At 48.6% G+C, this 14,810-nt stretch carries 10 protein-coding genes; 5 read left to right on the top strand and 5 right to left on the bottom strand.

The window, feature by feature from the left end:
• Positions 1 to 364 precede the first annotated feature (364 nt).
• Positions 365 to 1,363 carry a type IV toxin-antitoxin system AbiEi family antitoxin gene (locus ACMHXE_RS18505; RefSeq protein ID WP_335920434.1) on the bottom strand — a complete coding sequence of 333 codons (999 nt, stop codon included), beginning with the start codon at positions 1,361 to 1,363 and terminating at the stop codon, positions 365 to 367.
• A 148-nt stretch (positions 1,364 to 1,511) separates the two neighbouring features.
• Between ACMHXE_RS18505 and ACMHXE_RS18510 the strand changes: the two genes are divergently transcribed.
• The 3 genes from ACMHXE_RS18510 (at position 1,512) to ACMHXE_RS18520 (ending at position 8,610) form a co-directional block, all read left to right on the top strand.
• On the top strand, positions 1,512 to 1,793 hold the full coding sequence (locus ACMHXE_RS18510; protein WP_335920432.1) for a HigA family addiction module antitoxin: 282 nt from the start codon (positions 1,512 to 1,514) through the stop codon (positions 1,791 to 1,793).
• A 293-nt stretch (positions 1,794 to 2,086) separates the two neighbouring features.
• Positions 2,087 to 7,048 (top strand): AAA domain-containing protein, encoded by a 4,962-nt coding sequence (locus ACMHXE_RS18515; protein ID WP_335920430.1) that lies wholly within the window; start codon positions 2,087 to 2,089, stop codon positions 7,046 to 7,048.
• Positions 7,048 to 8,610, top strand: a complete 1,563-nt coding sequence (locus ACMHXE_RS18520) for a hypothetical protein (protein WP_335920429.1) — start codon at positions 7,048 to 7,050, stop codon at positions 8,608 to 8,610. Before ACMHXE_RS18515 ends, ACMHXE_RS18520 begins: the two co-directional genes overlap by 1 nt.
• Positions 8,611 to 8,945: 335 nt before the next feature.
• Here the strand turns inward: ACMHXE_RS18520 and ACMHXE_RS18525 are convergent, their stop codons facing one another.
• The 3 genes from ACMHXE_RS18525 to ACMHXE_RS18535 form a co-directional block, all read right to left on the bottom strand.
• Entirely contained in the window at positions 8,946 to 9,896 is a 951-nt protein-coding gene (locus ACMHXE_RS18525; protein WP_413733039.1) for a LuxR C-terminal-related transcriptional regulator, read from the bottom strand.
• Between the two features lie 1,213 nt (positions 9,897 to 11,109).
• Positions 11,110 to 12,135 (bottom strand): replication protein RepA, encoded by a 1,026-nt coding sequence (locus tag ACMHXE_RS18530; RefSeq protein ID WP_335920426.1) that lies wholly within the window; start codon positions 12,133 to 12,135, stop codon positions 11,110 to 11,112.
• Entirely contained in the window at positions 12,074 to 12,304 is a 231-nt protein-coding gene (locus tag ACMHXE_RS18535) for a helix-turn-helix transcriptional regulator (RefSeq protein ID WP_335920424.1), read from the bottom strand. The genes ACMHXE_RS18530 and ACMHXE_RS18535 overlap by 62 nt, the downstream gene beginning before the upstream one ends.
• 274 nt (positions 12,305 to 12,578) lie before the next feature.
• Between ACMHXE_RS18535 and ACMHXE_RS18540 the strand changes: the two genes are divergently transcribed.
• Together ACMHXE_RS18540 and ACMHXE_RS18545 are read left to right on the top strand one after the other, a co-directional pair.
• Positions 12,579 to 12,938 carry a hypothetical protein gene (locus tag ACMHXE_RS18540; RefSeq protein ID WP_335920423.1) on the top strand — a complete coding sequence of 120 codons (360 nt, stop codon included), beginning with the start codon at positions 12,579 to 12,581 and terminating at the stop codon, positions 12,936 to 12,938.
• Complete coding sequence (locus tag ACMHXE_RS18545; protein ID WP_335920422.1) at positions 12,935 to 13,438, top strand: hypothetical protein; 504 nt, start codon at positions 12,935 to 12,937, stop codon at positions 13,436 to 13,438. Before ACMHXE_RS18540 ends, ACMHXE_RS18545 begins: the two co-directional genes overlap by 4 nt.
• Positions 13,439 to 13,587: 149 nt before the next feature.
• Here the strand turns inward: ACMHXE_RS18545 and ACMHXE_RS18550 are convergent, their stop codons facing one another.
• The gene (locus tag ACMHXE_RS18550; protein WP_335920421.1) at positions 13,588 to 14,778 is read right to left on the bottom strand and encodes a tyrosine-type recombinase/integrase; all 1,191 of its coding nucleotides are present in this window, start codon (positions 14,776 to 14,778) and stop codon (positions 13,588 to 13,590) included.
• Between the last annotated feature and the right edge of the window lie 32 nt (positions 14,779 to 14,810).

Here is a 14,810-nt window from a genome sequence, read left to right on the forward strand (position 1 = left end):
GTCGGTGGCTCTGGTAACGACCAGTATCCCGATCCCGGCTGGCCGTCCTGGCCGCCACATGAGGCATGTTCCGCGTCCTTGCAATACTGTGTTTACATACAGTCTATCGCTTAGCGGAAAGTTCTTTTACCCTCAGCCGAAATGCCTGCCGTTGCTAGACATTGCCAGCCAGTGCCCGTCACTCCCACTCTATTATTAACAGCGACTTCAAAGCCTTAAGTATCAGATACTTAACAAGCCTTAACTCTTCGATACCAAGAAAAATACCATGTTCAGAATTTTTTAGTTTTTTAACTGAGTGGAGACTGTTTTCACAACTCCAGTCCCGCCCGAGGTCCTGCTCGTGAGCAGTATCAGTACAGGCTCAAACCCAGGTCTCAGGGAGTGTTTTAAGGTGTAGATATTGCTCATTGATGAGTTCGGCAACCTCTTTGTTTCGGCTATCGTTGCTTGCAAGCAGCTCAGCAACAGCCAGCAATGCCTTGGCGTTGATATTGATGTCCAGCTCCTTTCCCCAGAATGCAGGAACTAGCCAGAGTCTGCCGGCAGGGTCAGGCTTTGCCTTGAGCAGAGCAAGCCTTTTCTGCAGTGGCTCAAAGGTAAAAAGCTGTAACTCATAAGGCTGTAGATAGCCCGTCAGTTCATCGGCGGCCACTTCTCCCCCCCAGCAATCATTGGGTGTTAAAAGGATTTCTCGCCAGTCATCCGGAGCCACCAGTTTTAGCCCACCGAGTTTTGGTCTTAGTACCGTGCGATAATGTTCAATCCAGATGTGATAAAGGGCTTCCTTATCCAGAATACGCCGGGTACTGCCCAGACTGACAAGCTTTTCAGACTCCAGGTATTTAAACCCCTTGCTGACCATGCCCAATGAAATATTTGCCGTCTCGGCAATGGCTCGAAATGGTAAACGTAACACATCCTCATCAGCCAACAAGGCAAATACCAGCTTCATAAAGCCCAGCCCAGGCTTTGCCTGCTGCTGAGTTACAGGGTGACTTTCAGAGCTGTTTTTTCCTTCAATCCACAGATTCAGCCCGTTACAGCTCACCCTGGCGTTGCCGGCCTCATCAATGAAGTTGATCGCGTTGCTGGAGCAAAAGTCGGCGAGATGAGCGGTCAGTCTGTTACACACCAGCAGGGTGTCGGGATGAGCAGCGTCCAGCAGTGCTGTGAGGCTTTCTTTGCGGTGGATATGCTTTATTTCAGCGCTAAACTGGTAGCGTTCGCCGTGTACCGTCAGTGTGACCTGAGCATCAGAGTAAGGCTTGACATCCGGCTGTGGGTCAAAGGTGCACTCTCCTTGAATATGCGAGGGCAGATTATCCATGACCAGCATTAGTAGAGTCGCGTTAGTGTTCACACATCATCACCGTTCATGAATCATGAACAAATCATAAACGTGAACACCAAGAGCTGCAAGAGGAGCGGAACTCCTGAATGACACAGGCACCGGTTCACATACCGCGCCTCTACTACTATGTCGAATACTACACTGGAGAAAAACCATAATGATAAACCCTCCGCACCCTGGCGAATTGCTGCGCGAAGACGTTATTGCTGAGCTGGGCCTGTCCGTCAAGGAAACGGCTGAGCGACTGGGCATGTCCCGTGTAGCCCTGTCCCGTGTACTGAACGGCCGAGCGGCGATCAGCCCTGACCTTGCTCTTCGTCTGGAAATGGCGGGTGTGAGCACGGCCCGTGCCTGGCTCACCATGCAGATGAACTACGATCTAGCCCAAGCCAGGCAGCACCCGCAACCACCTATCAAGGCGCTACAACCAGCTGGTTGATCCCTTACCTCAGCATGATAAAGAAACCGCCTCACTTGAGGCGGTTTTTATGTTAATGGGAATACAAATCAGCTGGCCGCCCTATTTAACATCGAAAATCTGGCCGCTGCGCTTAACAGTGCCAATACCGAAGCAGTGACAATGTTCAAATGCCACACCACGCCAAAGTGTGGATTAAGCACACAGAGCATGAACGCTTAAATTGGTGCTTGATTGCATCATATATCTCCATGAAGATAGCTTCACTACTGTACCTATTTGGGTACTAGCCGTTTGAAAGCGCGGGAGCAAATGTGAAGTATCAGATAGTTGGTGGTGCAGGCCTGCACCGTAGTGAAACCAAGACGGTTGATATGATGGTCAAGCAGCTACCAGATAGTTGGTTTGGCTATGCTGGCCTGGTGGTAACCGATAACCAGGGTTCGATGGAAATCGATACCCTTATTATTACCGCTGATCGACTGCTATTGGTGGAGCTTAAAGAGTGGAACGGCCACATCAGCTACGAAGGGGGCAAGTGGCTACAAAATGGTAAGCCTCGTGGCAAGAGCCCCTATCAGATCAAACGTGACCATGCACTGCGGCTAAAAAGCCTACTGCAGGAAGAGCTATCTCGTAAGCTAGGTTACTTTCTACATGTGGAGGCCCATGTAGTGTTGTGCGGCACTGCAGGACCTGAAAACTTACCGTTAAATGAGCGTCGCTATGTCCATACTCGTGATGAATTTCTAACGATCGGCAACCCTAAGAACTATGAAAAGCTGGTACAAAATACCAACTTTAGCCACCTGTTTGAAGGTGATAAGCCACGACCTAACTCAGCCAAAGCGTTACCGATCATTCAGGCATTCTTTGAGGGGCCAAAGGTTAAGGCACTACCGCTGAAAGAAAGCGACTACATCGCTAACGAAAAACCGTTCTTTAGCCACCCGCGAAGGGTCTACAACGAATTCCGTGCAGCCCACAAAGACAACAGCCAGTATCGAGGTTTGCTACGCCGATGGGATTTTGATGCCCTAGGGGTTGCCAATGCTCAACTGTCACTATGGGCTGAGGTTGCCCTACGTGAGACTCGAGTGGGCCGTCAGGTACGCAACGGCAGCGCTACCATGCAGGATTATATGCTGCGTGCGGTGAGCGAGTTATCCGAAGAAGAGATCACTGACGATACGCGCGAACTGTATGAGCTGCGTCGTAGTTTTCATCGCTTAGATGAAGTGCTTGATAGCGAAGCAGAAGGCTGGACAAAGCCACAACGTGTAGATCGCGTGCGGGCACTACTGGCACCCTTCTCTGAGTTACACAGCCTAGGGATCGGCCACCGCGACATTGATCCGCACAATCTGTGGTACGCCGAGGAGCAGCAAAGCATTGTGATAACTGGTTTTGGTGCCGCCTCACTGGAGGGACGCGATAGCCTAGAAACACTACGACCAATTTTGCAAAGTGCCCCGTATGTATTGCCAGAGGATGCCCTGGAAGATGTCGCTGATCCCTATCGCCTAGATGTGTTCATGCTCGCGGTAGTGGCTTATCGTATCTGTTTTGCTGGTGAGTCGCTGATAATTGCCGATCAGGTTCCCGAGTGGCGAGCACCGCAGAAGGACCCGTTTGATGGTGCACTAAATGATTGGTTTGAGCAGGCACTTAATCTTGAGTCAAGCAAGCGCTTCCCACGAGCCGATATTATGCTCAACGAGTTTAATGCCGCCACTAAGGATCAGGTCCAGGGGATCGACGAAGCCAACCAAATTTATCAAGAGCTACAACAGAGCGAGTTCTTTTGTGAAGAGATGAACAGCGTTGGTGTGGTTATGAAGTTTCAGCCGCTTCCCGAGCTGCTAGCTGAGGTATATCCGGCACTGGCAGCTATTGCCACAACTGGAAGCATCAGTTATCACAGCAACCAAGATGAGCAGCTCCTTCACGTTAAGCTGTGGGATGGTGTAAGACTGGATCCACAACAACCGGGGGTAAACCGCCGCATCCATGCCTTTAAGCAGCGTATCGATAAGCTTAAGCAGATTAGCCTACCAACACCTGCTGTACACTCTAGTGGTCTGTTGGGGCAAGGTGGTTTATATGTGGTGAGCGAGCATATCGATGGCCAGCCGTGGTCGCAGTTTATTGCCGAGACTGAATTAGACCAACCACAGCGTTTGGCAATTGCTGAGCAGTTGATCAATACCTTGCATGCCTTTCATGAAAAGCAACTGCCTCATGGTGATCTGAGCCCAGATAAACTGTTGGTAAAAGCCGGGGAACCGCCAATCCTAACCTTGCTGGGGCTGCTTGAATACAGCGATGAGCTAACCGCTGATGCACACTACCAGCCAGCTAACCCTGAAAGTACTGATGCCTTTGGCCGCGACTGCTTTGCTATATATCGCATGGTAGAGGAACTGTTTGGTGAGGATATGCCTGCGTCAGTGCAGGCTGAATTAGATCGTGCTAAGCAGTGTTCTGGTGGCGTACCTATCGCGCTCGATCCATTACTGCAGTCACTTAAAGCACCATTACAGCCTGAAATTCGCCCAGTTAGTGAGCCTAAGCAACAACTGGCACAGGCGATCTCGGTATGCTGGAACAACGATGCCTGGCCACAAATGCCGAAGTTACTGGAGCTAAACGATGGCGGCTATCACTTTAACTGTGACTGGTCAACTAACCCACGCTTTGCCCACCAACTGCGCTGCTATATTACTGGTTTAGGAGAGCAACTATTAATCGACCTTGATCCAGAGAGCCGTTCCATTACCTGGATCACTTACCATGCAGGGTTATCGATTGAGCAGACGATTAAGGCAGGCAAGCATGCCCAGATCAAGATAGAAACTCCGTTATCGGTACAACGTGGTCGGCTTAACGAACGTAATGACTTCATTGAGTTGTTGATGAATCTCGAACCGGTGATTGATGCCATTATTGAGCGTACCAATCCAGATCAAGAGATGGATGAGGACGACTTTGAGAGCAGTGAGTCGAGTCCGGTTGAGCTGTGGCAGGCTCTATCTGATACTGAAGGAGAACTGCGAGACTTGGTAAACATCGATTCGGCTGACTATCAGGAGTCACCAAGTGGCTGTTTGCTGTATCCATACACTACTGAATCCGGCGCAGATCTCAACTTCGAGTTTGATGACAAGATTATCGTTTACATTAAGGATAAACGTGAATCGGTGCAACTGGGAAAGCTGAGCCTAAGTGAGACCACACCAAACCTATTGGCGATCAGCTTTGACTTTGATGCTGCTCGCAAGCGCATAACTAACGGCAGTCAGCTTCAGCTAGAGTCGATCCGTGATAAATCCTCGCGAGAACTACGTCAGCGAGCACTGCAAAGGGTTATCGACAACAAAGCTGAGATCAACCAGTTGCCGCTATATTTTGATTACAATAAAAAACCAAGCATGCAGCAGATGCAACCACAGCCAACTGCCGAGACGCTGCGTGAGCTGTATGATCAGCCTGGTCAAGGCTTTAACGAACAGCAGCTGATGGCGTTCCAGAAGCTAATAGAACAGGGGCCAGTAGGAGTACTGCAGGGCCCCCCTGGAACCGGTAAGACCACATTCATCTCCAAGTTTATTCACTATTTGTACCATCATTGTGGCGTTAACAATGTGCTACTGGTGGGCCAATCGCATACTGCGGTTGATAACGTGGCGATTAAGGTCCGTGAACTCTGCCATAACAAGGGCATGGAGCTAGATACCGTGCGTATCGGCCATGAGCAAATGATCGACGAGGGCATGCTTAGCGTGGAAGCCAAGGCGCTCCAGCGACAAATCCAGCATAAGTTCCATCGTGAATATGATCTGCGTGTTAGCACTCTAGGCAAACGCTTAGGGATGGCACCATCGCTGGTACAGCAACTGTGTCAGCTTCACCGTACCCTTAATCCATTGATGGTGTCGTTTGCTCAGTGTCATCGTGAACTGGCTAAGTTGGAGCAGACCAAGGGCAGCGGCGTTCACTATCAAAATCGCCGAGCCAAACTATTAGAGCAAAACGATCAGCTGAAACAGCGTACTCAGGCGGTGATCCACTCGATATTTGCCAGCGAGCTACTAGAGCCACTGGTATATGATGAGACATTAATGGCGCAGCTGACAGAGCTGATCGCCATTCAACGTGGCTATAACAATCCAGAAAACCTAGAGCGCTTTCTACAACTATTAGAGATGAGCCAAGAGTGGATGGATGTTCTGCGCGGTGGCGAAGCCGGTTTTGATCGCTTTATGCTTAAGAGTAAGCAGCTAGTTTGTGGCACCTTGGTTGGTGTTGGTGCGCGTCGGCTAGAGTTAGCAGAATCAAGCTTTGATTGGGTGATTGTAGATGAGGCCGGCCGGGCTCAGGCTGCTGAGCTAATGGTAGCGCTGCAATCTGGTAAGCGAGTATTGTTGGTGGGAGATCATAAGCAGCTGCCGCCATTTTACCATCAGCAGCATCTTAAATTGGCTGCTAAGAGGCTAGAACTTGGACGTGGGATCTTCTACGAGTCTGACTTTGAACGTGCCTTTAAGGCTACCGGTGGTGTTACCCTGGATACTCAATACCGTATGGTTGAGCCGATTGGTGATTTGGTATCCGAGTGCTTCTACGCGAAGGATATCGGCAAACTCCACACGGGCCGCGGCGCCTCGCCAGGTTGGTATGCGCAGTTACCCAGTCCTTGGAACAAAGCAGTTAGCTGGATCGACAGCTCTAGCCCAAGCCCAGAGGGTGGGGAAGCACATAAGGGCAATGGCCGCTACTACAATCCGCGAGAAGTTCGGTTATTGCTGGATGCACTGCAAGCACTGGCGAGTGACGAAAGTGTTGCTCAGCTTGAGCAAACCATCACTACTGAGCAGCCATACCCCATTGGTATCATCACCATGTATCGCCAGCAGAAAGAAGAGATCGAAAACGTCATCAGCCGTGCCGAGTGGGCTGGAGCTTTGCGTGGCTTGATCAAAATCGACACCGTTGATTCCTACCAAGGGCAGGAAAACAAGATCATCATCCTCAGCCTGGTACGTGATAACCCGAACAAACTGCAAGGCTTCCTGCGCGATGCGCCACGAATAAACGTGGCGATCTCGCGTGCTCAGGAACGTTTATTGGTGCTGGGTGCTTGTCGTATGTGGTCAAAAGACAACAATGATTCTGCACTCGGCAGCGTGCATGAATTTATCAGCAAGCAGGTTGCTGCCGCTAAGCCTCATTACCAAATGCTATGTGGCCAAAGACTGCTAGGAGACAACGAGTGATGTCAGAACCACGCCTTGGTAATCTGATTACCGTGCTATTACCAGCGCGCAGCTACAAGATTAACTGCGCTTGGACCACCGAAAAGCTGATGCCGGGCATCGAACAGTTTGCTTGTCGCTTGCTGTTGATCTTTGATCAACTCTATCCCAGCGAGTTGCAGAGTTACTTTGGCCTAAATGACAGAGAGCGTGAAGTGTTGCTTGATAGCCTGCTGGCTAACCGTCTAATCATCATCAACCCTGACGGCCATGTGGAAGCCAGCTCATTCCTACGTAAGCATGCAGCCAATAATGACGGCAAGCCAAGCCTAGTGAAGTATCAAGAGCGAACTGAAGAAGTGGCGTTCGATCTGCTAACACTATCAGTATGTAAGCCACAGGCACACCGTCGTGTTACCTCCGGTCTGCCAGAATTGTTGCCACGGGGTAAAATCGGTACCGATATAGCCGCAGTAACAGAGGCCTTTAGCTCTCAATTCCGCCACCACCTGATGCTTAGCCGTAATAACGAGTATGAGCGTCAACGGACTCAGCTGTATAAGGTGATGGGCTGTAGCTCACATGAAATGGTCCAGATCCCAGTAGAGATTGAGGTGAGCTACGATGCGTATACTAGCAGCGAGCCGCAGAAGTTTACCCGTTCCTACGAGTGCATCGGCAACAGCCGCCTGCCGCTAGCAAACGAGTTAGAGGCACATATCGCTGACTTCCTTGGTGATCACCAGTTAGACGAGTTTGGTATCGACTGCGAAGACTACTGTAAGGCGGTTCACGATCCAGTGCTAATGCAGTTTGCGAACGGCTATAAGTTTGATTACTCCGGCTGGCTAGAAGCTCGTGACCAGCGCAAAACTGGCTACGGCAATCCACAAACCTCCGGCATGCTGGGGGCGGTTTATCTGCCAGATAACGCTAAGCGTTTTATCAGTAATCTGCGCGATGCCCTGCGTAGCTATGAAGGCGAGCTAACCCCTAAAGCAATGTGGTATAGCAGCAAAGTACCTCTGTGGGGTGCCAACGGAAGTCAACTTGCATACTTCAACCGTGAGCTTGGAGATATCCTCGATAATTATGCTGACGATAAGTCAGCCCGCATTTCACTGCTACACCCAAGCAATGACAACGAAGAAAAGCGTATACAACGTGAGCGCCATCGTGGCCGTTTTGCCAACGGTATCGGCCTGAGCTCAGACGCTGAGTTTGACCGTCTGGAGGTATTGCTAATCCCGGAAGTGATTGGTGTAGTGCAGTACCATGGCCAACCCAATGCGGATAGCGCCTTAACTCTACCGATAGGGTACATCACTACTGATCCCGAGCGCCTGCAATTACTTGAGATGCTGCTAGCCAAGCGAGTAGAGGGAGCTCTCGCCACCATAAATTGGAGTGAGTCCAAGCACGAAACTCTTGGTTCACTGCTCTCGGACGACCTACTAGCCAAGCTAGATAAGAAGAGCGGTGATGACGTAGAACAAGCAATCCGTCGCAAACGAAAGGCTTCCCGAGGCAACGCTGCCCGAGCAATTCTTTCCTTGCGTAAGAATGAGCAGTTGCACGATTAATGCTCAAAACAACTTGTTGGATCATAGGTACCGTGCCGGATAATCTAATTGGAAGCTCACCCAAATGGGACCAAAATCTTTAGTCCCTTTGCTCGATTTTTTTGGATTCGTTCTAACAACCGCTATTAGCTATCAGATCCGGGTCGGTAGGATTAACTCAAAATAGTACTATGTGGCCGGTGCAACACCACCAGCCACATACTTTTATAGGGCTATAATGTAGAATACTCAACCTCTTCTAAAAGTGGAATTTTCCGGTTATTGATTCTTCTGACTTCTTCTTTATTTATTATGTTTATCTAAAACAAGGAATCAACTTCCGCTATTTCTGTGAACTACACCAAACGAAACTCATCAGGTATAGAAGCCAGTGCCTTCGAAACAGCCTGCCGGCTTATTTTTAAACGCCTGGCGATCTCTGCTTGTTTGTATCCTGCGGCCAGCAGCATCAAGATCTGCTTTTTACGGTCTGATATACGGTAATTGACGATTTTTCGAGCCAGGTTTCTTATCTTGTCTTCATCTGCTGGCTGCAGGGTTGTCTGCGCGATAAGCGTCATGATGTAACGATCAATATCAAGCGTTCCGGTATGGGGTTTTACCACTGCAGGTTGTGCTGACTGGTTAAGCAGACGTTCGGCTTCAAGCTCAAAATTTTCTCGGTTACGTATTGCTCTGCGGTATTCTGGATTCCAGGTGCCATCACGACGCTTGGGTCTGTGGTTATAACAATACTTATGGCTAAGCCTTAATTTTTCATCATCATCTATCAAAGCCCATGCTTCGTGATTATTGAAATACTTTAAAAATTCGCTGGGCTCACCACACAATAGACATAACTCTTTGGGCCTTTGTTGGTTGAACTGTGAATATACACTTTTCCTCTTCTTTGGCCTTTTGCATCGACAATGCACCAGAACACCTATCAAAGTTTCTGCTGTATCAAAAAACCGAAGATCATCTTCATCCTGGGCAAAACAAATAGACTTCGAAAAAAGACGTAGTGTTCGCCTGATATTATCTTCAGTACACCGCACACCCAAGTCACGAACAACACTACTAAAGGGCTTTTCCCCAGAAAGCCCAGGAACATCGAACTGCGTATATTTCAGCTCAAGCTGACTACGGTAGCTGTCTAATGCATCGTCCAATTCTTCACGAATAAGACGTAAGAATGAATCACGCTTTGATGCCAGCGAAAATGGCCCTGAGCGTTCATTGAATCGCTCCGTCGCAGCACGAACCTCAGGAGCACAGTCTTGCCATATCGAAACCTTTCTATGCATGCCGTCAACCACAACAACCCTTGGTAGGTTCACAGAGTATTCAAGAACTCCTCACCTCTCAAGCTCCCCGGTTTAAAAGCTTCACAGACTGCACTCGCTGATTGATTTTTTCTACAGAAGCGGCAGCTTCCCCTCCCCTCGGAGAGCAGGATGCGTTGAGACCAATGGGCGAATAAGTTATGGCATTCGAAAGAGTCCCAGCTTGCTGGCGGTCTGACGAATGCCTATCCTGCCCGCATTAAACACTGCACATTAGCTGCACTTTTAAGACACATTACCGCACTCGCTGCTTTTTCATTAAAAAGTGTCTTTATTGTGTCGTTAAAATGCACTTAAAATATGCTTTTTCCTGCCTATGTCGCTATTATGTCGTTAAAGTGTCTTAAATATGTCGCTAAAGTGCAGTATCGCAAGTAACGATGGCAGCCAAGCCGGACAGGAATGGTTGATATGCATTTCTTGCATGCAAGTCAGGAAATTGAGCAGACACTCTCGGAGGGCTGGAGCACTACACCAAACTGGTATATTTCGCAGATAACCCTGTTAAATCAATGAGCTATCAACGTGAAATCGCCCCCCTCTAAACCTATAGCGTTTTCCTTTAAGTTTTTGCCTAGTAGTTAGATCCTATAGCGTGCGGCGACCGGGCCAATGGCCCTTTGACCACCGCTTTGGCTGCCGCCAGGCAACAAGCCCTCTCATCTCTTCTTTTTTGGCGTTTTAAGGCGCTTTGCGCCCGATCCCTACACAACCCCTTACCTGGGTAGAGAAAAAGGCTCCAAGAAGCGCACAGGCGGTTTTATGGTGTCATCAGGATCAGGTGCTCACTCTTAAGATACCGAGCACCTTGATAAAGCAGTGGAAAGGATGAACGCCAAAACAAACGAACCGGGTCGGGCAAGCAGATGGCTGCCCGTGAAACCTGGAGTGATTTTCTTCACAGAATTTGCCGGACTAACTACAGGAGATCTCTTTCTACAGGAAAGACTACAGGAAAACACTACAGGAGACCCCTCTCAAACCCGCGCCGTTACTGGGCTGCAGAGGTATCGGCGGGACAGAACATGCGTAGCGCGGGACAGAACATGCGTAAAGGCGGGACAGAACATGCGTAACTTTCCCCTACAAAGCGGGACAGAACATGCGTGGATAACTTTTGCGGCTAACAGGCTTTTCCACAGCACAGCCAGCCACCAATCCACAATGCGGCTGATCAGAGTTCTGGCCCTTTACTTTGTCGAGCCACATGAGGCGCACATGGCCTCAGGAGCAGCCCTTTTTCAGTGGGTGTGGCCTTTAGCTGCGGCCAGGCCGCTTTTACTTTCCTCAGGGCATCCAGGAACCGCTTTTTGAAGTCGCGCCGCCCTTGAGCCGTAGCGGAGTAATTAGCACCAATCTGGCTCATCAAACTACTCCATGGCACCAGGGTGGATACTTTTAGGTAACTAACCCGGTAAGTAGCCCAGCAATATACATCCAGAGCCATAGGGGAGCGTTTTATTAACTTCAGAACCCTGGTATCCAAAGGCACTGGCCTGTCTGTTATCAGCCGAAAAAATCTGGGAGATAATTCTACCCAAGATCCCCACAGAGCATTTTGCTCAGGACTTTTAACACTCCACCAAATATATGAAGCATCGGACACCCGCGCTCCCATATCAGCCTCAATAAAATACTGGCTGTCATCACATTGTTCTTTATAGGTCACACTTATTGTGGTTTTAAATAACCGACACATCTGCACTCTTAAGCGCTCAATTGTTCCTTGTTGACCACCAGTCACTAACAGCCCCAGCTCAGCCATAAACTGGCTCAGTGAATGCCCGAGCTCCAGCCTGCATGCTTCTTGCTCACTAAAATACCCTTTATCTATTTTTAACTTGTTTCTTACAGCCTGAGTAGTGATCCAAACCAGCAGCAAGCGCGCATAACAACCATAAGGCAAGCCCACAGATGAAGGGGCTATCATGTGCATGGTGAAATTGCCGTTAGTACGGCTCCACTCATTATTTTCAGGCTCGCTATGCGGCAGTGTTGCTTGTATTAACAAGCGGGAGAGAAATCCAACTTCTCCCGCCTTATGAGCATCTTTTCCCTGAATTGCCAGAATTTGGCTGACGGGATCAGTTGCGCTAATCCCATCAGCCAAACTCGCTGCAGGTTTACAGGCCATATCATTAAAACCCGATGGCATGGCCGGGCCGGACAGGACGAGCGCCCGAAGACCTACGCTCTTCAATCCATTGCTCCACCTCTTGCAGATCCCAGGCAACATTTCTGCTGGTCAATGCAATTCGGCGAGGAAAATCACCACGTTGTTCAAGGTTGTAAATGGTTCGGTCGGAAAGTGGCACCATCTTCAGCAGCTCTTTCCTGTTGATCAGCCTCTTACTTGTTAGTGCATGCATCCTCTTGCCTCCACTTGCTAATGAGAGCTTGATGATGCCGAGCAATGCAGATCAGTTAAGCCTTTAAATTGGCAAAAAAGGTTGACACCTAGGAAAAAAATCTGCCTACAGTAATATGCTTATATTCTCAGTGGTTCAGCTTGGACCCAACATAAATGAGATGATTAAAATTATAAGTCCTGTATACAACACTAAAAAACCACAATGTACTAAACTTGATTACAATAATACTTATCTAGTTAGTGGTGCAACCTAAAGCATGGGGGGAGTTAAAATGGACTACGTAAAAAACTTGAATATTAGATTGGCTTTATGGTGGCTTTGGTGGGTAATTCTTTTACTATGCGTGTTGGGCTGGATCACAGATATACTAACTGGGATGCACCCATTACCTGAGCTCACAATCCCACTAATTGCCATATCAATTGTCATTCTCTTTAATAAGTTCCCTTCTATAGAAAGAATAATAGATAAAGACTTAAATGGAAAAAATCCAGAAAGAAGAAACAATGCCAGATTATACATGCTAGATAGAAAGGTATCTGAAAGTGAAAAAGCGGATGCATTAAGAGAAAAGATAAAAGATCTTGAGGAAAAGGTTGAGGCTATAAATAAAAAGGAAGAAAATAAATGATAAATTTAAAAAAGTGGATAATTTCCACCATGCTAATCTCTGTTTCTTTAGTGACAACTATCAGGGCGGAATTAGATGCTGAGTTTGAAATTCGCGTTAAAACACAAGAGAAACTGCTAGACAAAATCGAGTTTGAGCTTTTACTTAGAGATATGAAAAGTATTTTATATGATTATGTGAACATAGCAATCCCCTTCAACATAACAGTAAACTCAACAAGGATAAAAAATCTTTTTGAAATGAGAACGGTAGTTAATGGCATTGGTTATAAAGAGGCCAGTATTATATTTAGAATGACCGACATAGAAGATAAAGAGATAACATTTATGATAATAAACAATATACTATCTGAAGCAGCCTTAAATATTACTGGCGACACCAATGTAGTATTAAAGAATCATCTAATGAAAAAAATGTTCACATCTGACATAGAGTTAGCAATTCTTATAGACCCTATTACCGGAAGAGTCGCACCATCAGGGCCTGATGCGTTTCATTAAAATAAATTTTGAACCGTTTATATCTACTTTTTTATAAATCCAGCATTATTCCTCTACTTCAGAGTTTTATGGCATTTGAATCAAATACAGAATCAACCTTGTCTTACCAACTAAACTAATGTAAGAGACTAATTTATTGAAAAATACAATCATTTAGCCGTCCACTCATCAATCATATCCGCCCAGTCCTGCAGCATGGCGGCACGTTGCTCTCGGTATTCAGCCTTGTTGTACACGGCCCTAACCCCTTTCTGCTCATGGGCCAGGCATTTCTCAATCCAGTCGGTGTTGTAGCCAGCTTCGTGCAGCAGGGTGCTGGCGGTGCGGCGCAGATCGTGTGGGCCGAACTTGGCCAGGGGCTGCCCTTCTTTTTGGGCCAGCTTATAGGTCAGGTCCAGCACGCGGTTCAGGGTGGCACTGCTCATGGGCAAATCGGAGTCGTAACGGGACGGCAGAACGTAGTCTGAGCCGCCCGAGAAGGTCTTCAGGGCAATAAGAATGTCCAGGGCCTGGCGGGACAGGAACACCAAATGAGGGTTACGCCGTTTCATCCGCTCTTTGGGAATGGTCCACAGCGCTTCGCTGAAGTTGATTTCACTCCAGGTGGCATTGGTCAGCTCGCTTTTACGAACCATGGTCAGCAGCAACAGCTTTACCGCAGCCCGAATGGACGGTGAAGTCCCGATCCGCTCAATGTACTGGTACATGAGTTTAATCTCTTCTGGCGACAGGGTGCGATCCCGGGGTTCAAACCTGGCAATGCTGGAAGGCCTAACCGAGTCGGCCGGGTTCTCAACCTTCTGCCCTCTCTCAATGGCCCAGCGGTATACCTGGAGCACAATGTCACGGGTATGAACGGCGGTGGCCGGCGCGCCCCGATCTACTATGGCATCGGTCAGTGCTCGCAGGTCTTCATGGGTGATCTCTGTGAGCTTCTGATTGCCGAATTTCTTCTCCAGCTCTCTGGTATACACAGAGCGGCGCATATCCCTGGTGGAATCCGCCATCTGGTATCCTCTCAGCCACTTCTCCGCCCAGGCACCAAAGGTTTCGGCGTCTTTCACTCGGGCCTTTTTCCGGGCTTTCTCCTTGGCCGGTGATTTGCCATCGGCCACCATACGCTTGGCTTCATGCAGCTGCTCGCGAGCTTCGGCCAGGGTAATGCCCCCCACACCATAGCGGCCAAAGGTGATGGTCTCCTGGCGTCCATGAATGGAGTAGTTATAACGGAAAGAGACGGTGCCGGCCGGCGTGACTGCTACATAGAGGCCATCCCGGTCGTTCACCTTATAAAGTTTGTCTCTGGGCTTGAGGTGGCGCAGCTTGGTATCGGTCAGCATGGGTCTGGTCCTTAGTCGATGTTGATACCATG

This window comes from Shewanella sp. BJSY2023SW007, assembly GCF_047314525.1.
GTDB lineage: Bacteria > Pseudomonadota > Gammaproteobacteria > Enterobacterales > Shewanellaceae > Shewanella > Shewanella chilikensis.

Coding starts and splice junctions, on each gene's coding strand:
- ACMHXE_RS18535 (WP_335920424.1), bottom strand. CDS start 12,304: ATGCATGCACTAACAAGTAAGAGGCTGATCAACAGGAAAGAGCTGCTG.
- ACMHXE_RS18510 (WP_335920432.1), top strand. CDS start 1,512: ATGATAAACCCTCCGCACCCTGGCGAATTGCTGCGCGAAGACGTTATT.
- ACMHXE_RS18520 (WP_335920429.1), top strand. CDS start 7,048: ATGTCAGAACCACGCCTTGGTAATCTGATTACCGTGCTATTACCAGCG.
- ACMHXE_RS18550 (WP_335920421.1), bottom strand. CDS start 14,778: ATGCTGACCGATACCAAGCTGCGCCACCTCAAGCCCAGAGACAAACTT.
- ACMHXE_RS18545 (WP_335920422.1), top strand. CDS start 12,935: ATGATAAATTTAAAAAAGTGGATAATTTCCACCATGCTAATCTCTGTT.
- ACMHXE_RS18525 (WP_413733039.1), bottom strand. CDS start 9,896: ATGCATAGAAAGGTTTCGATATGGCAAGACTGTGCTCCTGAGGTTCGT.
- ACMHXE_RS18540 (WP_335920423.1), top strand. CDS start 12,579: ATGGACTACGTAAAAAACTTGAATATTAGATTGGCTTTATGGTGGCTT.